General features: G+C 54.2%; 19 protein-coding genes. 11 read left to right on the plus strand and 8 right to left on the minus strand.

From position 1 onward, the window contains the following. The first annotated feature begins 283 nt into the window (after positions 1 to 283). On the plus strand, positions 284 to 598 hold the full coding sequence (locus KTH_RS15705) for a putative quinol monooxygenase (RefSeq protein WP_497619851.1): 315 nt from the start codon (positions 284 to 286) through the stop codon (positions 596 to 598). Positions 599 to 634: 36 nt separating this feature from the next. Continuing rightward, positions 635 to 1390, plus strand: a complete 756-nt coding sequence (locus KTH_RS15710) for a winged helix-turn-helix domain-containing protein (protein ID WP_497619853.1) — start codon at positions 635 to 637, stop codon at positions 1388 to 1390. A gap of 69 nt (positions 1391 to 1459) precedes the next feature. Here KTH_RS15710 and KTH_RS15715 read toward each other — a convergent pair whose 3' ends face one another. Beyond that, positions 1460 to 2494, minus strand: a complete 1035-nt coding sequence (locus KTH_RS15715; protein ID WP_497619855.1) for a lipid II:glycine glycyltransferase FemX — start codon at positions 2492 to 2494, stop codon at positions 1460 to 1462. 274 nt (positions 2495 to 2768) lie between these two features. Between KTH_RS15715 and KTH_RS15720 the strand changes: the two genes are divergently transcribed. Beyond that, positions 2769 to 3830: a GH39 family glycosyl hydrolase gene (locus KTH_RS15720; RefSeq protein WP_497619857.1), complete on the plus strand. Its 1062-nt coding sequence runs from the start codon at positions 2769 to 2771 to the stop codon at positions 3828 to 3830. On the opposite strand, the gene KTH_RS15725 is transcribed toward KTH_RS15720, so the two are convergent. The 5 genes from KTH_RS15725 to KTH_RS15745 are packed head-to-tail and all read right to left on the minus strand — an operon-like array spanning position 3825 to position 9161. Then, a complete protein-coding gene (locus KTH_RS15725) occupies positions 3825 to 4673 on the minus strand; it encodes a PIG-L deacetylase family protein (protein ID WP_497619859.1) in 849 nt (282 codons plus the stop codon). The two genes, KTH_RS15720 and KTH_RS15725, sit on opposite strands and share 6 nt — an antisense overlap. A 24-nt stretch (positions 4674 to 4697) precedes the next feature. After that, a complete protein-coding gene (locus tag KTH_RS15730; protein ID WP_497619861.1) occupies positions 4698 to 5255 on the minus strand; it encodes an acyltransferase in 558 nt (185 codons plus the stop codon). Between the two features lie 9 nt (positions 5256 to 5264). Then, positions 5265 to 6761 carry a flippase gene (locus tag KTH_RS15735; protein ID WP_497619863.1) on the minus strand — a complete coding sequence of 499 codons (1497 nt, stop codon included), beginning with the start codon at positions 6759 to 6761 and terminating at the stop codon, positions 5265 to 5267. After that, positions 6745 to 7971, minus strand: a complete 1227-nt coding sequence (locus KTH_RS15740) for a carboxylate--amine ligase (RefSeq protein WP_497619865.1) — start codon at positions 7969 to 7971, stop codon at positions 6745 to 6747. Before KTH_RS15740 ends, KTH_RS15735 begins: the two co-directional genes overlap by 17 nt. A gap of 26 nt (positions 7972 to 7997) precedes the next feature. Continuing rightward, positions 7998 to 9161: an FAD-dependent oxidoreductase gene (locus KTH_RS15745; RefSeq protein WP_497619867.1), complete on the minus strand. Its 1164-nt coding sequence runs from the start codon at positions 9159 to 9161 to the stop codon at positions 7998 to 8000. Between the two features lie 446 nt (positions 9162 to 9607). On the opposite strand from KTH_RS15745, the gene KTH_RS15750 reads away from it, so the two are divergent. Genes KTH_RS15750 through KTH_RS15780 form a run of 7 tightly spaced genes read left to right on the plus strand, consistent with a single transcriptional unit; the run spans position 9608 to position 16769 of the window. Further along, positions 9608 to 10633: a hypothetical protein gene (locus KTH_RS15750; RefSeq protein ID WP_497619868.1), complete on the plus strand. Its 1026-nt coding sequence runs from the start codon at positions 9608 to 9610 to the stop codon at positions 10631 to 10633. A gap of 28 nt (positions 10634 to 10661) precedes the next feature. Further along, complete coding sequence (locus KTH_RS15755; protein ID WP_111317633.1) at positions 10662 to 11390, plus strand: CpsD/CapB family tyrosine-protein kinase; 729 nt, start codon at positions 10662 to 10664, stop codon at positions 11388 to 11390. Between the two features lie 27 nt (positions 11391 to 11417). Next, a complete protein-coding gene (locus KTH_RS15760) occupies positions 11418 to 11549 on the plus strand; it encodes a hypothetical protein (RefSeq protein ID WP_497619871.1) in 132 nt (43 codons plus the stop codon). Positions 11550 to 11560: 11 nt separating this feature from the next. Further along, entirely contained in the window at positions 11561 to 13144 is a 1584-nt protein-coding gene (locus KTH_RS15765) for an O-antigen ligase family protein (protein ID WP_497619873.1), read from the plus strand. Then, the gene (locus tag KTH_RS15770; protein WP_111317638.1) at positions 13092 to 14282 is read left to right on the plus strand and encodes a glycosyltransferase; all 1191 of its coding nucleotides are present in this window, start codon (positions 13092 to 13094) and stop codon (positions 14280 to 14282) included. Before KTH_RS15765 ends, KTH_RS15770 begins: the two co-directional genes overlap by 53 nt. A gap of 18 nt (positions 14283 to 14300) precedes the next feature. Continuing rightward, positions 14301 to 15512: a glycosyltransferase family 2 protein gene (locus KTH_RS15775; RefSeq protein ID WP_111317641.1), complete on the plus strand. Its 1212-nt coding sequence runs from the start codon at positions 14301 to 14303 to the stop codon at positions 15510 to 15512. A gap of 30 nt (positions 15513 to 15542) precedes the next feature. Then, positions 15543 to 16769 carry a glycosyltransferase family 4 protein gene (locus tag KTH_RS15780; protein WP_111317643.1) on the plus strand — a complete coding sequence of 409 codons (1227 nt, stop codon included), beginning with the start codon at positions 15543 to 15545 and terminating at the stop codon, positions 16767 to 16769. Positions 16770 to 16775: 6 nt separating this feature from the next. Here the strand turns inward: KTH_RS15780 and KTH_RS15785 are convergent, their stop codons facing one another. Then, on the minus strand, positions 16776 to 18131 hold the full coding sequence (locus tag KTH_RS15785) for a polysaccharide deacetylase family protein (RefSeq protein WP_170142256.1): 1356 nt from the start codon (positions 18129 to 18131) through the stop codon (positions 16776 to 16778). 322 nt (positions 18132 to 18453) lie between these two features. Next, positions 18454 to 18669, minus strand: coding sequence for a hypothetical protein (locus KTH_RS15790; RefSeq protein WP_111317649.1), 216 nt, complete (start codon positions 18667 to 18669; stop codon positions 18454 to 18456). A 652-nt stretch (positions 18670 to 19321) separates the two neighbouring features. Here KTH_RS15790 and KTH_RS15795 point away from each other — a divergent pair. Then, on the plus strand, positions 19322 to 22645 hold the full coding sequence (locus tag KTH_RS15795; protein ID WP_111317652.1) for a S41 family peptidase: 3324 nt from the start codon (positions 19322 to 19324) through the stop codon (positions 22643 to 22645). Positions 22646 to 22651 lie beyond the last annotated feature (6 nt).

Consider the following 22651-nt stretch of genomic DNA (forward strand, 5'->3'; position numbering starts at 1 on the left):
TGAGAAGTGTGATAGCAAGCTCCCAATTGGAAAGGCACGTTTTTTCTCGCCTAAATAGAGAAAGGTACATCATCTTATGTAACAGAATTGAGCAGTTTATCCGATGATAATTTGCAAAAGCCGATGTTATACTACAATGGTTAGATAAAGAGCGTATTTACATGCATCACTTTTGTGAAAGGAGTCGCCTGTTTCCGCCGCTTGCAATGCTTTTCCCTGTCACACTCAGGATAGAGCAAAGGGCATCTCACCAACGGCGGTTCACTGTGCAAAAGGAGGGAAGATGTTTGTTGTTACCATAGCGTATCGGGCCAAAAACGGAGAAGAAGACGCAGTTTTAGCCCTTCATGAGGACTGGCAACGCAGACGACCCACCCGGATCGGGTATTCTCTCTCCTGGGAGCTCTTGCGCAGGACAGATATCCCGCGTGAATTCCTCTTTATCGGTCATTTTGAAAATCAAGAAGCGGCACAGGCAATCCTCAAGAATCTTGAGCAGGACGCATGGTACAGCCGCCTTATCAGCCTGCTTGAGAGAGAGCCAACCTACTCACAGTATTATCGTGAATTAGTCGTTCCACAGCAGCAGGGGGCATGAATCGGACCACCTAGTAGAAAACAGGAAGGTATCGTCATGAAATTGCTTATTGTTGACACTGACCGGGATTGGGTTGAGATGCTTACCGGATGGCTGAAAACTCTGGGGTATGAGGTCTGCCGAGCCTATACGCTGGACCGCGCTAAACGCGAATGGGAAGAGCAACAGCCTGATCTCGTCATCCTTGAGCCAACAATGGAAATAATCGGCGAAACGGATGCCCTGGCGCTGTGCCGCGAGCTCCGGCGCAAGCATGATGCCCTGATTCTTGCGACCACTCGTGGCAAGAGCGAGCAGGACGAGATTTACTGCCTGGAATCGGGCGCAGATGACTATCTCTGCAAGCCCTTTTTCCCGGGTCAACTGCTTGCCCATATCCGCGCCCTGACGCGCCGCGTCCGCTCAACACTTTCGTTACAGCCCTCATCAATCATTACGGTTGGCCCGATCAGCATTGATGCTCTGCATAATCAAGTCACGGTGCGCGGGAAAACCTTCAACCTGACACCGACCGAAGGAAAACTCCTGCATTTTCTCGCAATCAACGCGAACAACGTGTGTACAGCCAATCAGATCGTATCACACATCTGGGGCTATGGAAACGATGGGGATATCTATTTGATTAAATCGCATATTCATCATCTCCGCCAAAAAATAGAACCCGATCCGAGCAACCCGACCTATATCATCACAATTCGTGGCGTTGGCTACTCGTTAGTCCGACGGACTGCCGAAGAAGATGCCTACATCTCTGAGGAAACCGCGCGCACGCTTCGCGTTATAACCGGCTAACATTCAGACATGTCGACCCTTGAATACACGCTCAAGGCATCGTGCCGGCTGTGCAGGTGACACGATGCCTTAGCCCAGATGTCTGTATAGATAGCCTCCCAGAGGCCCGGCAACAGCAGGCGGCAAGCGTCGCCAACAGGCAGTCAAGACGCGATACTTCGCGCTGCTTTCCGAGGTTGCAACCATCCCGGCAACCTCGGGGAAGTAGTAATAGGGCAGAGGCTCCATTGCTGCCCCCCAGCGCCGCTTAAATTCCATAAGCCCCTCGTTATCGCGTGCTGTTCGACCAAAATCAAAACGGCGATACCCGTGTGTACCTCCCCAGCTCAACGCCTCCCACAACAGCAGGTTGTTCGGCGCAAGCTGTAAGAAGCGCTCGGAAGAGGCCCCATAGGCATAACGAACCGTTGAGCCGTACGCCAGCAGGATCATCCCTGCGATCACGGTTCCCTGATATTCTGCCAGCAACAGATGCAGGTGACCGCGTGAGGCGAACGCATCCCAGAGATCAAAGAAGAAGGCTCGCGGCTGCGCAGGCATGCCATGCTTATTGCGCGTCAACAAATGCAGGCGATAGTAGAGCGCCATTTCATCCCGCTCACGTGCCGGACGCACCTGTACCCCCTGATTCCGGGCCTTCTTGATCTGGCGCTGAATCGGCTTCCGTAGCCGTTTCCAGAGCGTACCGAGATCGCTGTCCAGCTCCAGCATCCAGCGCACATAGAGATCGCTTTCCATCAGTTCGTCATGACCTTGCAGACTGGTTCCGGGCCGCAATTCCAGATACCGCACCCGAGAGCGACGCGCCAGATCCAGCGCCTGACATACCAGCTCTCGTTCGGCAGAGATATCAGCCGCAATAACGGGGCAATAATCGGAAAACGGAAACGAAACCAACCGCCTCCCGGTAAGCGGGCTGCTCACCAGGCTTACCGGCAACATACCGGTGATACGCCCTTCCCGGTCGGTCGTGGTCAGTATCTCCGTATGATATCCGTAGCGCCTGGCGACCAGCGTAAGCCATGCCTGATCGTGGAAGAACGATTCTTGCAATTGCTGCTCAACCAGAGGATGAAAGCTCGCTTCCGTCCGTGTTTCTTGCATCTTTTGCCTATCTTTCCGTTGCCAGGATCTATCAGTCACCAGTACCATAGCATCTGCACATAGAAATAGTGTCGTCTTTTCTGTTGCAAAATCGTTAGATACCGCGCTATGAGTTCCCATTTTCGCTACTTTCGCTTTCCTGCGGTCAGCAATAGCTCTGCCTGCACCTGTCTTATCAACCATTTCGCAACATATCTGTCAATCCTTTTATAACCCACAGATGCTACAGTAAGATTGGAGATCTTGAGCATCTTGAGGAGAGGAAAAACATACCATGCGTTTCACCAGAAGTCTGCGGCTGGCCTGTTGCATTCTGGTCCTTTTTCTGAGCGCCTGTAGTGCCACTGTCAGCCAGAAGCTCCCCGGGGATGCGACCGCGACAAAGTCACCCCCGACAGCAACCGCCACGCAAAAGCCGCTTCTTCCCGGCCAGCGCATCTGGAAAGACGGCGCGTCTTCCTTTCTCTTCGGCACCAACGACACACAGGAATGGAGCGAGAACAACATCCAGACCAGCCAGAGCATTCAAAAAGCCCTCAAAGAGGCGCACTTTACGCTGCTCCGTACGTTCTTCTTTGATAAAAGTGAAGCCGACGACCATCACCCGATCACAGATGACGAGATCGAGCAGCGCCTGAAGACGGTCGAGAATACCGGAATGTCCTGTCTGGGCGTGCTCTTCAATGTCTTTAACGTGGAGTTTATGAAGCACGTCGTGCAACTGGCGGGTTCAAGATGTTTGCTTTACGAATTTGGCAATGAGCCCGACTTTATGAAGATTCCCATCAAAGACTATCTGAAACAATGGAATACAGTTATTCCGATGCTACGCCAGATCAACCCGCAGGCCAAATTCATCGGACCGGTCACCTATACACACGAAGATACGGAATACATTCAGGGCTTTCTTGATGGTGTGAAGGAATCCGGGGTTATGCCCGACGCAATTAGCTTCCACCTGTACCCCTGCTGGGAAGATAGCCGCGAAGGCTGTCTGGCAAAGGCAACCGACTATTATAATGCCGCGCTCTCGGTCCGCAAGATGGTTCGAGACACCCTCGGGAAAGAGCTACCAATAGGGGTCACCGAGTGGAACTATGACCCGGCAAACCCGCCGCCACCTTATGGCGATGAGCCGGAGTTTATCAAGGCATACACCAAAACGGCTCTGTACTCACTCTTCAAGGCCGGGGTCGCCTTTGCCAACCAGTTCGACGCAGCGAGTTATAGCGGCTATGGCAGGCTCGATATGTTCGATGTCGATACCAACCAGCCAAAGCCTCAATACGATGCGATGAAAGAAATGATCGCGGAATATCGCATTCCCGAATCATAGGGGAGCGAGCAGACGCTCCTGTTCCCTCCTCTCACAGGGAGCATGCCAGAAGCGTTCCAGCGCCGTCTGTCGTGCCGGATGCAAGGCCAGCGCATATTCTTCGATCGCGTGATACATGGTTTCGACTGAGCCAAAATTAAGCGCAACCTGAGAAGCATAGCGCTCGGAAGCCTCCTGACGCAGATGAAGCACATCATTGACATCGTGCTGTGTCGTCTTCAACACGCTCCCTGTTTCATTGGCAAGGGCCCGCAAACGCTTCTGAAGCACTCCGGGCGTCATACTGTAGGGGAAATCCTCGTAAAAGTAGACCTCGGCCCCAAGCCAGCGTATATAGTTTGCTGCTGCAAACACAAGCTGATGATCGACATGACCACCAAGCGCGAGCGGCGCATACCAGACCATGCGCGGAAAACGCCGCTTGACCGCCTCAAGCTCCCCGATCAACTGCTGCATAATCCAGAGATCCCTGATATGGACGCGCCCCGCAATGGCCCGCTTCCAACGATAGAGGGGAGGCGTCCCCCGATAGATCGCATCTGGATAGTTCAGCCAGAGGTAGTCGGCCTGTAAGAGCGCAAGAGCTTGTGCGTCTTCGTCCTTGCGTGTCTGCACCAACGCTGCTCCCTGCCCCATCACTCGATGAAGCTTGCGCGCGAATGGGCTCAACTTGAAACAGGGGGCTATCTCACGCGCAAAGACTGTAATCACCAGGGGACGGCACTCGGAACGCCCTTGTAGCGCAATGGTGCCACCACAGGAGTAGACAGCATCGTCAAAATGAGGTGAGAGAAAAACACAGCGATGCTCTTCGGTGATCTCCGCCAGGCTATGAACCTGCACGAATATTCCTCCTCTCTCGTCTGGCTACGCCATAAATGGCCGGTAATCCAGCTCATACGAAGGATCTTTCAACTGTCGTTCACCTACCACCCGCGCTGGCACACCTCCAACAACCGCAAAAGGAGGGACATCTTTTGTCACCACAGCCCCGGCCATCACGACCGCGCCACGCCCGATAGTAAGCCCGCACAGGATCGTGGCCCGACTACCAATCCAGGCATAATCCTCAATCACAACCGGCTGATAAATACTCTTATTCTCTGGATCGTTGATATCATGCTTTCCTGAGATAATCCAGACGCCCGGCGAGATACTGACATTGTCCCCGATCCGCACGCCACCGGTTACATGGAGCAGACACTTGTAGTTGATTACCGTATGATTCCCGATGAAGACGCGCTGCGACGGCTCCCTGCGCAGCCCGGCCATCTGGGTAAACAGCCCCATCATCAGCGTTGTCTTGCGCCCAATATGCCAACCAAGCACCCGCCGATACCAGGCATACCGTATTGTGTAGAACGGGATATAGGCAATAACATAGTTTGTCAGGAATTTAATAATATCACGCAGGAATCCAGGCATAAAACCTCCTCAAGACAGCTTCACCGGTTCCTCCTGTCCCCCATTGAGGGAAACTGAGGCATTCTTGCGCTGTGCTTTATAGCGAACAGCCTGATAGAGCGCCAGCAAATCCTCGCGGGGAATACTCCCAAGCAGGAAGGCGAAAGCCAGATACACTACCATAGCAGCAGGCAGAATGACAAAGATATGGAAGCGTTGCAGCAGGAACGCCACAGCAGCAAGAGCCACGCACGCCACCAGTGTCTTGAGCAGCACCATCGCACTCCGACGCGGCAACAGGTGGCGCGGAACCGAGAAGAAGAAATAGAGTCCGCAGAGTAGCATTTCAGTGCATGAGGTAATCGCGGCAGAGCCTACATGCTGGAAAAGCTGAATACAGACCACGTTTCCCAGACAGTTAAAGACCAGCGCAATAGCTGCCTGCACCATAATCTTCTTTTCCTGCTTCAGGCTGACCACAATCGCGCTGAAAATGGAGTTCAGATACAGAAACACCAGTCCCGGAGCCAGCGCTTGCAGGACCGGGATTGTATGGTCAAATTCGGTTCGATGATAGAGAAAACCAAGAATATTCGGCGCTGATAGAATCATCAGCGTCGCAATGGGCAGCCCGCAGAACAACAGAAAGTTCATCGTCTTCTCAATGGCCGTCTTGAGAGCCCCTTCATCCTGCATCGACAGTTTTGAGAAGACAGGATACATGATAGCCGAGATAATCAGATTGGGCAGGAATGTCAGCGTATCAAACAGACGATAGCCCGCGCCATACCAGCCCACAACGGCATCATTGGTCATTAGTGAAAGCATTACCGTATCAAGGCGATAATACAACACACCAACCATTCCATACACAATGAAAGGGATGCTTGTGCGTAACAGGGCCCGCAAGACGGCCCGATCCAGCGCGAAACCGAAGCCAACTGCCTTGAAGCACCAGAACGCCTGCCAGAGCATACTGACCAGCGAGCCTCCAAGTAGCACGAACGCCATCGTCTGCACTGTCGCCCCGTTCCTCAACAGCAGAATACCCACCAGCGCCGTCAGCCCCTTCTCCAGAATAGTGCCGATGACCGGATGCAAGACACGCTCAAACGCGTAATGCACCGAGCCAAACGTGGTCGCGATCGAGGTGCTGAGGAGCGAAACGCCACAGATCATCACCAGATGGTAGACCTCTTCGCTGTAGCCAAGCAGCCGGCAGAGAAACAGCAACAGCGCAAATAACACGACCCAGAGCACGGTTTTGATCAGGACCGTGTTCGAGAGGTAGCGCAACGCCTGATCCGGCCTCTGCGCCACTTCCCGTGTCACTTGCTGATCGAAACCACGCTCGATGGGAATCCCGATCAGTAGCACAAAGCTGGTAGCAAAATAGAGCTCACCGAACTTCACATCACCCAGAAAACGCCCATAGGCCGCCATTAACAGGAACGTCGAGGCCCAGGTGACAAGCTGCCCTGCCAGTGAAATGACGGTGTTGTTCACCACTCTACGGAGCCTGCTCATTTAACACTCCCTTCACAGGAAAGCCACCAGAAAACGACCGGGGGAACACCCGCCTCATCAGCGCTATCGCGAAATCGGCGGGCAGCGGAACGGGATCGTTCAGGTCAAACACGGAGAAGACGGTCCGCCCGAAGAGAGAGCGCAGATAGGTGAACGGCGTACTGAGCCCCTGCCGCACCTCCTGAATGCCTGCCGGGATATCGGTCAAGAGGCGCACCCAATGGTAGCCATACTGAGGTGTCACCGGCTCAATTGGCATGTCTAATGCCGCGCAGTACTGCATATAGGAAAAATCCAGACCACAGGCAGGGCAGAGCGCATGCCAGCCCCAGGGACGCACGTTCACATCCAGCAGCTTATATGTGCGCACGCGAGCATCGTACTTGAACTCGATCTCGACCATGCCCGAAACTCCCATATGGCGCACCAGTTTCTCAGCCAGGGCCACGAGTTCGGGATTCTCAAGTGCCTCAACGAAGCTGCTTCCCAGGCCGTAATCAATGGGATATTGGCGGGTTCTTCTGACTGTCATACAGGCCACAATGCGCCCCTCGTGACAGAAAGCCCCGACCGAATATTGCTCTCGACCCGGTCCGGGAATCAGTTCCTGCACCATAATCTCATCAGCTCGAATTACCGCTGCCGCCCGCTGATACTGTGCACGTAGTTCATCAAGCGTCATCGCGGAAAGCGCCTTCCGCCGCAGCGTATATTGCAAATGAACTGAGATCGCGGGCTTGATAATCACGGGAAAGGGAATACCCAGCATACCTAGATCGCGCTCGTTGCGGGGATACCACGTTTGCGGATAGGGTACACCCACTTCGCGGGCGAGCTGATCAGTCAGTCGCTTATCACTTGACCAGCGGATTACATCCCAATCCTGCGTCACCAGTCGGTATAACCGGGAGAGCGGACCTGAGTGTCTGGCAATCAACTCAACACCCTCATCCTGTACGGGGATCAGGACGGCCCGCTCAAAACCTGGCCTCTTCGCCAGAGACAACAAAAAGTGCAGAAACCGTTCATCACCCATGTACCCGCCCCATCTGATACGCATTCTGGTATAGCGCGAAAACCAGGCAGAACGAGGTATATTGTCAACCACAGCGCACGGTATACCTCTTCGCCCAAGACTACGCACAACACCTAGCGCTTTAAAATCGCTACCAAGCACAACGGCTAATGGCATCTCATGCTGCTGTGACATACATTTCCCTTTATCTTCTCAACTTGTTATCCTTCTGCCCTCGCATATCGCGCAATCTGTTGAGCTGGAACTTTCGCGCCCGCTACAAAGCGGCAGATGGGGCCGAAGGTGTGATTTGCCAGGGCACCCGCGACATGCAATCCGGGAACCGAGGTCTCGAACCACTGGTTCAAGATTGGATAGCCGTTTCGTGTCTGGATTTGCGCTCGCAGTTCGGGTGAGAGGTAGTCCACCTCGCGAATATCCGGGCGGTAGCCTGTCCCGAGGAAGAGAAAATCAATCTCTCGTTCCGTCCCGTCACTCAGGTACAGCCGCAGCGTCTCACCTCGCGCCTCAGCTCGCACCACCTGTGTTCGCTCGGTCACACGCACACAGTTCTCAATGCGCGGACGCAGCCACTGCGCTCCCGCGGGACGAACAGCGCGGCGATCCATCACCTGACGGGCCGTATCTGGAAACTTGCGGAAGAGAAGCGGGAATGAAACCAACCAGTTCAGTCCCGGAGGCCCCACATCACTGGGCGGATAGAAGATGTGCTTCAGCGGCCCCGTCGAGTCATAGAGTTTGCGGTTAATCCAGATCACGGGACCACGCGCAATCAATTCAACCTGCGCCCCGGTCTCGTTCAGCAGCGCCGACGTCTCCAGGGCACTCTGACCGCTTCCCACAACGACAACACGCTTGCCTTGAAACGGGGTATAATCCGTCTCAACATGGGTATGGGCAACCAGCGATGCGGGAAGATCGCGGGCAAAGTCAGGCACATGGTAGAAAGGAGCGATCCCTGTTGCCAGCACCACAGAATGAGTTTTCAGGCTGCGCCCATCGGCCAACTCCAGCCGAAAACCATTGCCGTCTCGTTCTAACAGACGCACATACGTCTCATCCACGTCTGGCACGGCCTGTTGCTGAAACCATTGCCCGTACTCCACAAAGAATGACAAGGGGATCGGCTCCCGGCGCCCGATCCCTCGCACCTGGCAGTAACGATCCAGACTATAGTGACCCTCGGGATCAAACAGCGTTGAGGCACTCCACACTGACTTCAGATACATCCTTGCAGGCATTTTTTCCCAGAACTCCATAGGCTTTCCAAAGACCTGTGTTGGAATTCCCTGAGCCAGTAAATGGGCCGCGATTGAAAGGCCATAAGGACCTGCACCAATAACGATCCGGGTGTTCTTTTCCACCGCTTTTCCTCTGTCTGCTTCTCAGTCTCTTTGTTTCGCTTCACATGAAGCTACAACATACAAATCCTCCGTCTGCAACAGAAGATACCACCCGTCCGTTCTGAAAAGATCGTCTCTCAGGTAGAGAGTTTGTCGCAATTGGTAGAGTTTAGCCCGATCTTGGTATCAAATTGGTAGCAAGATGCACACAGAAAAAGGTATTGATATCGCAACCATCTGCTATCATTCCCGCCGCTTCTTCAGGCTCAAGCAGCGACTGACCCGATATCTGCCCGCTACCGGGAATCAGGTACCAGAATATACACAGAGCCTTCCTCTTCCTAACACTTTCTCGACATTCATAACAACCAATTCACGATAGAAGTAGTGTATCCTCAAGGGTGTACTTATCGATGTACTATCCTGAAAAGCGACCAATCCGTTTTTAGTGGTCAGAGGAGTCCGCTATGCGTCGTACGCTAGAGGAGATTTTTCGGCACAAGCTGGCACTTCTCCTTATTCTACTGATCCCTCCGCTTATCAGCGCTGTCGTTGTCTATTTCCTTCCCTATACCTATCGCACGACCGCCTCACTCTGGGCCCTGCGCCGTTATGAGGTTATCGGCAGCACCGGAGTTGAAAGCAATCTCGAAGCCACACCAGCCACAACCCAGGTAACCGCGCTCAACGAGCTACTTCACACGCGCGCCGTTGCCCTGAATATCGCCAGGAACACCAATGTAGCCGCCACGCTCAACCTGCCTCAGGATGTCCTTTCGACCCCATCACGGCTGGATGATGCCCTCTATGAGGAGATCACACAGAACGTTGAGGTCAAAGCTCAGGGGTATAACATGTTTACCGTCTCGTATGCAAATCGCGACCCTCAAATAGCGCAAAAAGTAGTTCAAGCCGTTCTTCAGAACTTTAGTTCTCAAAGTCAGGTATTGATTATTGCTGAAGCGCAAAAGTTACTGGAAAATTATAAAAAGTTGCTCCATGATGCACAAAATGAATTAAAGTCAGCGGCGGATGTAGAAGCAAAATTCCTTGCCGACCATCCAGATCTCACGCAGGATGTTTTGCGCACCAATCCCGATTATGCCTCGCTCTCCAACCCGCAATATGCCCTGCTGCACTCCCAAACCAAGCAGGCACAAGCCAAAGTAGAGAATATCCAGAACAGTATTGCGGATCTGCAACGCCAGCTAAGCAGCCAGGGAAAGGACACAGACACCATTTTCAGCGTGATCGATCCTCCGAAAGTCCCACAATATCATGAGTCGCGAACCCGCCTGTATCTCATCGCAGCCGGTGTAGCTCTGGGCCTCGCACTCGTAAGCTGCGTCATCTATATCGTTATCCTGTATCGTCGCAATCGCGCCATTTACACCGCTCAGGACCTGCATAAAATGAGCAATCTACCCGTGTTGATGCAGGTTCCGCAGCTGGCAGCAAAGGCTATTCCTGTTGCCCTTGAACAGACGCGCTAGGCATCCGAAACAGAAGGAATGAAGTAGCATGCAAACACAGGATCAACAGCAAACATCTCTGACACCCGTCAAGCAGCAGGCCAAAACGCCACAGAGCTCACCCCTTCCTCCGGCCATCGCGAAACAGGACAAGGCCAATATCTCCATGCTTCAAGAGCGGTGCAGGCAACTCTGTCTATCCACCTTTTTCCCTGACACCGACCCGGCTCGCAGTCTCGGCATTACCAGCTCGATTGCAGGAGAGGGGAAAACCTTTCTTGCGGCTATTATGGCAAAAACCCTCGCGAACGACACAACCAACCCGGTAACGCTGCTTGAATGCAACTGGGAACACCCGGATATACACACGTATTTTGAGATTCCAGCGACCCCCGGCCTGGCGGAATGGCTTCGCGGCGAGTGCCAGCTTGAAGATATCCGTTACATTGTCGGGCCAAATCTGACGGTAATTCCCGCCGGAAATGGCAGGTCGAGCGCGGTGAAGCAGCTTCAGCAGATGCGTCAACATGGTCTGCGGAAACTCTTCAACACCCCTGATGACTTCTTTATTGTTGATCTTCCGCCGGTGGTCTCATCGGCATATGGGAAACTGGCCGCTACGCTGGTGGAATCGCTGGTGATTGTAGTGCGCTCTGGCGAAACGACTGATCTGATGATCGCCGAAACAACCGAGCAATTGAAGAATCTGCCAGTGCAGGGCGTGATTCTGAACCAGATGGTCAGCAAGATTCCACGCTGGTTGCAGCGCCTGCTCTAATACCCTGAAAAGAAAGAACGAGGATATATGAAAACCATTGCCGCCTTGCTCATCGCTTTTCTGCTGATCGGGCTATGCTCACGCTCGTTTACCCGGCGCACGCGCTGGCTCTTGTTCTCTCTTGTTGCTGCAATGGTTCTCTTTGTCTCATTAACCTGAAAAGCGTGATTATGGCAATGCATCAACTCTTTCATCCCGAGGGAAAACTGGCAGACGTCCAGACATTACAGGCAGCTCGAAAGCGTTCCGAAACGCGGCTTTTCGCCTTGCTCTTTGCCATAACCATCGGAATCACGCCGCTCATGACACTGGTCGGCGTACAGATTGGCTTCTTGCTGCTGGCCAGCCTCGGTGTGGTGATTCTCTGCCTGCTTTGCATCCTCCGTTGGCCCTCTATCGGTCTGTTTCTGGCAGTAGGGTGCGTGGTCCTGATCGAACAGAACGCCCGCCCGATCCCTATCGGCACAGATCGGCTCTATCTCTTCTACTGGCCGCCTCAATTGGAGGGACTGGTTGAGCGCCCGATAGGCTTCTTCTTCCTTTTCACGCTCCTGATCCTTGTCGGTCATAGGCTCTCGAAACGACAGCGCCCGCTTCTGGGCGGTCCCCTTTTCTGGCCCTACTGCTGCTTTCTGCTCTGTGTGGCATGGGGAGTGCTCCACGGCCTGACCAGCGGAGGCAGTCTTAAATCTACGGTGCTGGAAGTCCGGCCCCTCTGGTACCTCTTTCTCTCCTATATGCTGGCATACAACCTGCTTGAGCGTAAAGAGCAAGTACAGGTGTTTTTCTGGCTTGTCATTCTGGGAGCGACCTTCAAAGGCTGGCAGGGCGTTTATATCTTCATTGTACAGTACGGCGGGCAGATGCACGGGCACAACGAGATCATGTCGCATGAAGAGTCTTTCTTCTTTGTGGCGCTCTTGTTGCTGGTCATGCTCTTCTGTCTGCATCATCGGCGGCGGGGACAATTTCTCGTGGCGTTACTGGCGCTGCCTCCGGTGATCTTCTCGACTATCGCCAATGATCGCCGCGCCGATTATGTTGCGTTGCTGGCAGGAATGGGCGTCGCGTGGTGCCTGATCTTCGTCCTCAAGAAGCGACTACGCCCCCTGTTGATCGCGCTGATGCTCTTCTGTGCGCTACTCGGCGGTGCCTACACACTTGCCTTCAGTCACGCGAGCGGATTAGCGGGAGCGCCAGCCCGGGCCGTGCTCTCGGTCTTTAACGCGCAACCAACCATCGATAAAGACGAGTATTCATCCAATATCTATCGAGACATCGAAAACTTTGATCTGAAGTATACGGCCAAACAGAATCCGCTGCTTGGCTATGGCTTTGGCAAAGAGTTCCTGCAACCGGTGCCACTCCCGGACATCTCAGAACAGGATCCATACTATACGCTGGTGCCACACAATACCATCTACTGGATCTGGATGCGACTTGGTCCGGCTGGCTATCTGGCACTCTGGTATCTCTTCGGCGCGCTGATCGTGCGAGGCTGCATTATCGCCCGCACGCTACGGGACCCCTATTTGCAGCTTGTCGCGATTTATGTAGTCGCTGTTGCAGTGATGGAGATTATTGTTGCCTACGCCGATTATCAATTGTTCTTCTATCGCAATGTGATCTATCTTGGCCTGCTCGCGGGCATCCTGTTCAAGCTGCCCACACTTGACGCCGCTCAACAGGGAGGAGAGAGGAATGAGACTACTCGTCATATCCCCTTATCTGCCGTCGCCCACGTGGGGCGCTAAAGCGAGAAGTTTCTTTCTGCTTAAAGCGCTGGCACAGCAACATCCTGTCTCGCTCCTGGCAGCCGCTCAACCGGATGAAATCCATATAGAGGAGGATATCACCCGCCTGAGCAGCTTTGTCAACACGATTCATGTGCTTACACGTCCGGGCACAGGGCAACAGAAGCGCGTTCGTCAATTGCTGAATTTGGCCCGGGGAAAATCCAATACGCTTCTGCGCTACACGCATCCGGTCATGCAACAGGCCATTGACGAGCACTTTCGCCTGACTCACTATGATGCCGTGATCTTTGACTGTGCCCTGAGCGCGGGGATGCGCCTTCCGCCGGGAACCAGAACGATTCTGCTACAACATAATCTTGAGTTCGAGCTACTGTGCCGAAGCTATCAGCATGACAGTAACGCCCTCCGCAAGCTCTATAACTGGCTTGAGTATCGTCTTGTCAGGCCATACGAGCTGGCACAATGTAGCAAAGCTGATCTGATCCTTGTGACCAGCGAGCGCGAGCAGCATATCCTGCACAAGCTTGTGCCTGACCGCCCTATAGAGGTTGTACCTAACGGCGTCAATCTCACCTCCTTCACCCCCATCACTGAAGGTGAAGTGGAGCCACCACAACTGCTGTTCACTGGCTCGATTGACTACTATCCGAATACAAGCGGAGTCCTCTTTTTCGCCCGTGAGTGCTGGCCGACCCTTCGACAGCATGTCCCTGCGCTGCAATGGTGCATTGTCGGGAAGAATCCACCACCTGACATTCTGCGACTCGCCAACCAGCCCGGAATCACGGTAACGGGGAGCGTCCCCGACACACGCCCCTACTTTCAACGCACCTCTATCGCCATTGTGCCGCTGCTGATCGGCAGTGGCACGCGGATCAAGATTCTTGAGGCGCTCGCTATGCAAAAGGCCGTCGTCTCGACCAGTATCGGCGCAGAAGGGCTGGCGGTCGAACATGAGAAACATCTTTTGCTGGCAGACACACCGGAGGCGTTCACTGCTGCCATCCTCCGGCTCTTGCGCGAGCCTGAACTACGCCAGAGGCTCGGGCAGGCAGGACGCGCGCTGGTCGAGACACACTATAGCTGGCAACGATGCGGGGACCGCCTCCTCCACATCCTGGAACAGCTCGCTTGAACAGGGGGTATCGCTCTTATGCCTGTATTTTCGATGATGCTGGAAGCGCTTCGCTGGCTGCTTCTGCTGATGACGCTCTGTCTGGCCCTGCCCTTGCTCTATCTCTGCCTGCTTTCCTGCCTGGCAATCATCGTCTCGCGGAAACGGAGAACGCTGAATATTGCGCATGCCGACGACGTCACATTCGCGCTTCTGATCCCTGCCCATAATGAGGAAAGCGTGATCAAGAAGCTGCTTGAGAGCCTCGCGGCGCTTGATTACCCGAAAGATCGCTATACAATCCATGTGGTCGCAGATAATTGCACCGACCATACTGCTGAAATTGCGCGACCTTATGCCCGGGTTCATGAGCGTACCGATACCACCAGACGTGGCAAAGGATACGCGCTCAACTGGCTACTCAAGCGGATTGAAGGAGAGATCTATGATGCCTATGTCATCCTGGATGCCGATTCAGTGGTGACACCGTCCTTTTTACGTGCATTCGCCTATGAGCTCCGTAACGGTGCACTCGCCTTGCAAGGACAGAACACCGTCCTGAATCCTACAGACTCACCGAGCACGGCCCTGCGCCTGATCGCGCTCACCTTGATGAATCATGTACGACCACTCGGGCGCAACGGTCTGGGAGCCTCCTCGACTCTCACAGGAAATGGCATGTGTCTTGCCCGAGCCACACTGCAACGGCACCCCTGGCAGGCGTTCTCACTGGCCGAGGACTACCAATATTATCTGACGCTTATTACCAATGGCATTCGTGTGCGCTATGTGCCCGAAGCACTGGTCCGCTCCGAGATGCCAACCACGTTTCAGCAGATGCGCACACAGGATATTCGATGGGAAGCCGCAGAAGAGCAGCGAAGTACCTGGCAAACTGTATGCAGCCTGCTCAAGGCCGGGATACAACACCACGATCTGGCACGACTGGAGGCAATCGCAGAGCTTCTCACCCCACCACTCTCTGTCATTGTCAGTGGTTGCCTGCTCACGCTACTCGCATCTCTGGTTCTTTTTTCGCCCGTATCGCTTGCAATCAACGCTCTCCTTCTCCTGGCGCTCTGTTTCTATGCGGGCACTGCGCTGTATCTGCTCCGCCCTCCTCGGGCTGTCTATCTGGCGTTGCTGCACGCACCCCGTTTCATCCTCTGGAAACTGTGGGTCATTCTGGCACTGCGCAGGAACAAGAAGCATACCGGCGAATGGGTCCGCACAAGTCGCATATCATCGTAACTAGTTTGCTCAAAGAGGATAGGAAAAACAATGACACCGATTCGAGTTGCAACCATTACCTTCGACTGGTACCCGTTTGATGTACTCGTCCGCCGCGTCGCTGAAGCCGCAATAGACGGTGGCGCAGAGGTCGATGTCATTTGCTTGCGTCAGCCGCACGAGCAGAGCTTTGAGATCATCAACGGCGTGCGTGCCTTTCGCCTTCCGATGGACCGGGGCTTCGGGCGTTCTCTGCCACGCACGCTGCTCGATTGGAGCGTCTTCCTTCTACAAGCCGGAGTGAAAGTCGCACAGCTTCATCGACAGTGCCCCTATGATATTGTTCATGTGCACAATATGCCAGACTATCTTGTGTTTGCGGCGCTGCTCCCGAAGCTGGCCGGAGCGAAAGTCATTCTTGAGGTTCAGGATACCTGCCCGGAACTGATGGCAGCGAAAGCAAAATCAAACGTAAAACCGGTTGTTACCTGGCTTGCTCGGCTTCAGGAGCGGCTTTCGACCGCGTTCGCCGATCACGTCATCACGGTCGGACCTCCCTTTGAGCGCCTGCTGCTACAACGCGGCGTTCCACCAGAGAAAATGACGATCATTCTGAACAGCGCCGATCCGAAGATCTTCCCGGAAGCGCTACAGCAGCACCCGCGTCCGCGTGCCTCAGACGATGAGCCATTTATTTTGATGTATCACGGCACGATTTCCGAACGGAATGGCCTGGATATCGCGATCCGTGCGGTTGCCATTGCACGCCATGCCGTGCCGACACTGCGACTGGATATTCAGGGGCGCGGTGAACATCTACCCTATTTGCAGGAACTTGCCCGGAAGCTGGATGTTGCCGACCGAGTTGTCTTTACCGATAGTAGCCCTTCCGAAGAGCTAGTCCATTTTGTGGTGCATGGCGACATCGGCATTATTCCGTATCGCAGTGACGGTTTTATGGATCTGGTGCTCCCGACAAAGGCGTATGAATTCGCCTGGATGCGCCGTCCCATCATCGCCTCTGACACACCCGCGATTCGCTCGATGTTCCGTCCGGAGTCAATTAAGTTCTGTCGTCCCGAGCACCCGCAGGAGTTCGCCGATGCGATCATCTCCCTCTATGAGCACCCGGAGGAGCGAGCACGCATGGTTGCTAACGCGGCCGAGGATTACCTACCCTATCAATGGGAGAAGATGGCACAGCGCTATCAACACCTGTTGAGCGCTCTGGCTGAAAACCCCTTGCCGGAGAAGCGACCGCTCTCGATTGCCAGGTAGGCCTTTCTAGACGGCACTCTGCTCGTGAACCCTCTTCTGTTGATGCACTTCAAGGATGCGCAAGAAGAAATCCTGTATCGTGATTGAATCGATATCGCCGCTGATCGCCAGGGCAGCCCGGCAGTTGTTCGGCCAGGCGCCAAAATAGAGCAGCGGCGCATCGGATTGCTCGATACGCTGGATCAGTTCGCAACCAATCGAACGGAGTTCATGGCGCGAGGCTCCCATCCCTTCAGGCATGTCCAGGTAGAGCGCATACTGTTCGGCCTGTTCCTGCGCGCAATAGTGCGTGGGGTAACCCTCTTCCTGCAAAAAGTGGGAAACGGAACGCGGCGTTCGCAGCGAGAGGCCGATACAGGGGCACTTACTGGATTGCACGATACAGCGCGGCTTACAGGTAAGCTCTCGGCCCACGGTCGGAAGCTGGTAATCTACTGAGATGTTGCGAGCACGCAACGTTGCTCGTGGGGTACAGGTCGCCTCAATCTGCCAGAAATGAGATCCCCGGGGCGTGATCTGAATACTGAAGCGGCTGCGCTCGCGCCACCATTGGGCCACTTCATCCAGACGCGCCAGCCAGACCCCTCCGGGCAACTCGGCAGCGTAGCGCAACAGCATATCCAGCGGACGCCGACAGAGGACGCCCCGCTCCGGATGCAAGTTCAAGGCGTAGATCCCGCCATAGTCATAGACATTCTGCATCACGCGGCACCAGATCTCGCCCAACTCGTGCGCATTGGTGACGCGCAGGCGATCAAAGAGCATTTCATCATCGGGGATACTTGTCGGAATACGGAGCAGGTTTCCCTCAAAGTGCGGTCGCAGGGCATAGGTTCCAGGAGGAATAGCCTGAAAGAGTGCCAGTGACTTCTCAAGCCCATCCAGTAGCGTCGGCGTAAAGCGGCTGCGGTCTATGACATCGTGGATGACGGCCTCATTGCTATCATAGGTCAAGTCCAGCTCAGTAAACACGTCCAGCGTTTCTTCGGTCCACCCGAGATACGGATTACGGAATCCCTGAAAGACAAGTGGCACGCTCTCGAATACCTCTATCGCCCTACGCACATGGTGGTATTGCTCGTCCCGGTTCAGGGCCCGATAGTCGTTATGAATATATCCATGTATCCCTATCTCGGCTCCATTCTCGGCAAGCTCAGCAATAAGCCGGGGATGCCTCTGCAACACAATTGCGGGAATAAAAAAGGTAGGCGATCCCTTATAAGAAGAGAGCGCATCCATAATTGAGTAGAGAGAGCGACGTGTCCTCCCCTCAGTGAACCCAAAACGCGCAAAAACGGTCCAGAGCCGCCGGATAAAGTTGTGCATCCCTTTGGTTTTGATCGAGAATGAGACCAGATTCATCTGTTCGCTCCTGTATAGAATCGCCATGTTCTCTCCCTTCTACCCGATAAGGCCCCATATTTTTAATAATACGCCTTTCTATACAGAAGTTCGTTGTCTTTATCGTCTAGAAAAGGTCGCAACAGCCCCTATTTGGTATACATTTCTCATCTTTTGTGCCGACAAAAAAGAGCAAGGACAGGATACGACCTGTTGCTTGCTCTCGATAGCAGTTTCACGCTTCAGCAGCCGAACTGCTGCATCTGTTGCTTGCATGGGGAAACGAGCAGGGGCATTCCCGCTCCCTGTCCCAACAAGCGTCTGTTTCTGGCTTTCGTTCTATTTAGAGGTAATGCTGCTGCATTTCTTTCTGATTTACGGCCTGATAGATGGCTTCCCGATGTCTTGAGAGGAATTCTAGAAGCCCAAGTGTTTCTTCGGGGTCCATTGAACCATAGAAGCCGTTGGGGTCACCAACCTGATGGTAATACAGCTTGAGTTGTCCATTCTCAACACATGAATGATATCGTCCAATACGTTTGCACTCTTGCTCGTTCATAGTTCCTACTCCTCTTTGACTCGGTGCTATACACAGGGCCATCATTGGCCTGCCAGAATACGAGCATTCTTTCATTGATCTGTACTCACTATTATAAACGACTTTCGCCGAAATTTCGATGCTTTTTTTCCAACAAAAAAAGCTTCACAAGCGAGCTCATACATATTTCAACCGGAGCACAACCATTTCGCAACGTTTCAATGTGCATCTATAAGCGCTTCTAAAAATCATGCAGGCAACGTTTCGGCAGAAATTCGTTATTTTTGTTTCTTCTGAAGATCGCTCATTCTGAAAAAGTGGAATGAGCGAGTATATACAGATAATACAGATAGGCAAACGGTGCCGAGCTTTCCCCCTCGCACTGGCCTGAGGAGCCGCTTAATGTGTCGCGATATCTACACTTCCAGTCGCATTTTCAGCACTCATGCAGTGACTATTTTCCCATACAGCTCTACTATTCTAGACAGTACCTGACAGTAGTGATATAATCTATTTAACTCAGGTAATATCAATTTATCTCCTGATAAATACTGCATTCTACACACGTCTATCATACTGACGGATATTCTATAGATTCATCCCTTTGCATCAGAACATCAGTAAGCACACTATGAACATTTCAACATCTGGCTACTCGCCAAAAGGAGTTAGAATGCCTTCGCTCGGTTATGTTCGCTTCCCTACCATTTATCATGATCTTATCGTTTTTGTTTCGGAAGACGATCTCTGGCAGGTTTCGAGCAAGGGAGGACGCGCAGAGCGCCTGACAGCAGGAACGGGCCGAGTAAGCCACCCCCGTTTTTCTCCAGATGGGCAATGGATCGCCTACGTGGGCCGCGAAGAAGGCCCGGAAGAAGTCTACGTGATGCCCGCTCAGGGAGGCCCGGCCCGCCGCCTGACCTTCGATGGCGTCTCCTGTCGTGTCGTTGGCTGGACCCCTGATGGTTCCTCCATTCTCTACACAAGCAACGCAGGTCAATTTCACCATGACTACAACGTCATCTATGCTGTGAGCCCGGAAGGGGGCGTACCGCACCTGCTACCGTACGGAATGGCAAGCGCGGTCTCCTTTGGTCCGGGAAAAGGGGTCGTGATCGGGCGCAACACCGAAGAGCCCGCCTACTGGAAACGCTATCGTGGCGGTAACGTCGGTCATCTCTGGTGCGATCCAACCGGAGAAGGAACTTTTACCCGACTTCTCAACCTCAACGGCAATATCACCGACCCATGCTGGATTGGCGCCCGAATCTACTTCCTGTCCGACCATGAAGGAACGGGAAACATCTATTCCTGTACACCCGCTGGGGAGGACCTTCAGCGCCATACGGACTTTCACGACTTCTACGCCCGCCATCTCTCGACGGACGGAGAGCAGCTTGTCTTTCAGATGGCGGCGGACCTCTACCTGTTCGATCCACGTACCGGGCATGTACAGCAGGTTCCGCTCACCATGCCAGGCCCACGTACACAACTCAACCGTAAGTTCGTCGCGGCTGATCACTACCTTGATACGTTCGCGCTGCATCCACGGGGGCACGCCGTCGCACTGACCACTCGTGGCAAGGCCTTCACTATGAGCAACTGGGAAGGCGCGGTTGTGCAGCATGGCGAGCAGGATGGCGTACGCTATCGCTTCCTCGAATGGCTCAACGACGGGCATCGGCTGGTTGCGATCTGTGACGCTCCGGGCTATGAGACACTCGTCATCTTCAATCCGGATAGCGATGAAGAGCCACAAATGCTCACTGAGCTCGATCTAGGTCGTGTGCTTGAGTTTGAAGTATCGCCTACCGCCGATATTGTCGCGATTACCAACCACCGCCAGGAATTGATACTTGTCGATCTGGCAACCAGCATGTCGATGATTCTCGATGCAAGCGAGCATGCACGCATCTATGATCTGGCCTGGTCTCCTGATGGGCAATGGATCGCCTATAGTTTCCCACTTTCAGGACAAAAGCGCGCGATCAAAATCGGCAATATCAATACCGGGGAAACGCATGTTGTCACCGATCCAGTGCGCTCCGACGTCTCGCCAAGCTTTGACCCGGACGGCAGGTTCCTCTACTTCCTGAGCTACCGTGTCTTTAATCCGGTCTCCGATAACATGCAGTTTGAATGGAGCTTCCCGCGCGGTGTGATCCCGTATGCGCTCCCATTGCGCAACGATATCCGTTCGCCATTCGAGGTTGAATCGCGGCTGTTGAAGGATCGTCAGCCCGACACGTGGAAGACAACATCTGCCTCTGTTGAAGAGACTATCCCCGGAGGCGAGAGCGCCGCACAGGAAGAAAAGGTGCTTCCCGCAACACCACTTCATGAGGTGAACAGCGGCCCACGACGCACCGTGCGCATTCAATTTGAAGGCATCACCAGCCGCGCCGTACCCTTCCCGACCGGCGAAGCACGCTACGATGGCATCCTTGCGCTGCGCGGTAAAGTGCTCTTCCTTGTCAGCGGCCTGAACGGTGAGCTATCAGGACCCGCGAAAGGCTGGGTTGAGTGCTATGACTTTGAAACACAGAACCTGGAACGGATTGCAGATTCGGTCAATGAGCTAACCCTGTCGCGTGACGGCTCCACGCTGCTGTATCGCTCGCGGACTCGCCTGCGCGTGCTGCGCAACTGTGAGAAGCCACGCTCCGAGAGCAATACCCCCTCGAAAGAAAGTGGCTGGCTCGATCTGGACCGGGTGAAAGTCTCGGTGCAACCGGCCAGCGAGTGGAAGCAGATGTTCGCCGAGGCCTGGCGTTTACAGAGAGAACATTTCTGGACCGAAGATATGTCCGGCATTGACTGGGATTCGATGTACGCCCGCTATGCGCCGCTGCTGGAGCGTGTCAGCTCGCGCTCGGAGCTCTCCGACCTGATTCACGAGTTGCAGGGTGAACTTGGCACCTCGCACACGTATGAATATGGTGGCGCGTATCGACAGGGTGTCTATTATCGTCAGGGCTCGCTCGGCGTCGACTGGCACTATGATGAGGCCACCGGACGCTATCGGATCGCCCGCATTATCAAGGGCGACCCGCTGGACCGCGAGGCCACTTCACCGCTCACCGCTCCCGGCCTGAATATCGAGGTTGGTGATGCGGTGCTGGCGATCAACGGGCAACGCGTCAGCGCACAGCGCAGCCCACAAGCCTTGCTGGTTAATCAGGCGGAGTATGAGGTTCAACTGACAATTGAGTCGGCAAAAACGGGCGAAACTCGCATCGTCACAGTGCACGCGATCTCGCTGGCAATGGAGCGTGAGGCCCGCTACCGCGATTGGGTTGAGACGAACCGCCGTTATGTCCATGAGCGCTCGCAGGGGCGCGTGGGCTATATCCACATCCCGAATATGGGGCCAAAGGGCTATGCTGAGTTCCATCGCGGCTTTCTGGCTGAATATGATCGTCCCGGCCTGATTGTTGATGTGCGCTGGAATGGTGGTGGTAATGTCTCCGGCCTGCTGCTGGAGAAACTGGCCCGCAAGCGCCTCGGCTGCAAGATCTCGCGCTGGGGACAACCCGCGCCATATCCGAAAGAGGCTCCGCGTGGACCGATGGTCGCGTTGACCAACGAGCATGCAGGCTCAGATGGCGATATCTTCAGCCATGCCTTCAAGCTCATGAACCTCGGTCCGCTCATTGGAACGCGCACCTGGGGCGGAGTGATCGGTTATACACTCAATCATCATCTGGTCGATGGCACCACCACCACGCAGCCAGAATACGCGAACTGGTTCATTGATGTGGGTTGGAATATCGAGAACTATGGCACCGACCCTGATATTGAGGTCGATATTGCGCCACAGGATTTCGTCCAGGGCAGCGATCCGCAGCTTGATCGCGCGATCGAGGAAGCGCTGCGCCTTGCCAGCGAGCAAACAGTGCTCGAACCAAAACCGAGACGCCAGCCCCAACAGCGACGCCTCGGTATATGGACCCAGAGCGCGAAAACCGCGTCTACGCCAGACGAGATAGGGGCCTGATCGGGT

It is taken from the genome of Thermosporothrix sp. COM3 (assembly GCF_059696735.1).

Coding starts and splice junctions, on each gene's coding strand:
- KTH_RS15705 (WP_497619851.1), top strand. CDS start 284: ATGTTTGTTGTTACCATAGCGTATCGGGCCAAAAACGGAGAAGAAGAC.
- KTH_RS15710 (WP_497619853.1), top strand. CDS start 635: ATGAAATTGCTTATTGTTGACACTGACCGGGATTGGGTTGAGATGCTT.
- KTH_RS15715 (WP_497619855.1), bottom strand. CDS start 2,494: ATGCAAGAAACACGGACGGAAGCGAGCTTTCATCCTCTGGTTGAGCAG.
- KTH_RS15720 (WP_497619857.1), top strand. CDS start 2,769: ATGCGTTTCACCAGAAGTCTGCGGCTGGCCTGTTGCATTCTGGTCCTT.
- KTH_RS15730 (WP_497619861.1), bottom strand. CDS start 5,255: ATGCCTGGATTCCTGCGTGATATTATTAAATTCCTGACAAACTATGTT.
- KTH_RS15735 (WP_497619863.1), bottom strand. CDS start 6,761: ATGAGCAGGCTCCGTAGAGTGGTGAACAACACCGTCATTTCACTGGCA.
- KTH_RS15740 (WP_497619865.1), bottom strand. CDS start 7,971: ATGTCACAGCAGCATGAGATGCCATTAGCCGTTGTGCTTGGTAGCGAT.
- KTH_RS15750 (WP_497619868.1), top strand. CDS start 9,608: ATGCGTCGTACGCTAGAGGAGATTTTTCGGCACAAGCTGGCACTTCTC.
- KTH_RS15755 (WP_111317633.1), top strand. CDS start 10,662: ATGCAAACACAGGATCAACAGCAAACATCTCTGACACCCGTCAAGCAG.
- KTH_RS15760 (WP_497619871.1), top strand. CDS start 11,418: ATGAAAACCATTGCCGCCTTGCTCATCGCTTTTCTGCTGATCGGGCTA.
- KTH_RS15765 (WP_497619873.1), top strand. CDS start 11,561: ATGGCAATGCATCAACTCTTTCATCCCGAGGGAAAACTGGCAGACGTC.
- KTH_RS15770 (WP_111317638.1), top strand. CDS start 13,092: ATGAGACTACTCGTCATATCCCCTTATCTGCCGTCGCCCACGTGGGGC.
- KTH_RS15775 (WP_111317641.1), top strand. CDS start 14,301: ATGCCTGTATTTTCGATGATGCTGGAAGCGCTTCGCTGGCTGCTTCTG.
- KTH_RS15780 (WP_111317643.1), top strand. CDS start 15,543: ATGACACCGATTCGAGTTGCAACCATTACCTTCGACTGGTACCCGTTT.
- KTH_RS15785 (WP_170142256.1), bottom strand. CDS start 18,131: ATGAATCTGGTCTCATTCTCGATCAAAACCAAAGGGATGCACAACTTT.
- KTH_RS15790 (WP_111317649.1), bottom strand. CDS start 18,669: ATGAACGAGCAAGAGTGCAAACGTATTGGACGATATCATTCATGTGTT.
- KTH_RS15795 (WP_111317652.1), top strand. CDS start 19,322: ATGCCTTCGCTCGGTTATGTTCGCTTCCCTACCATTTATCATGATCTT.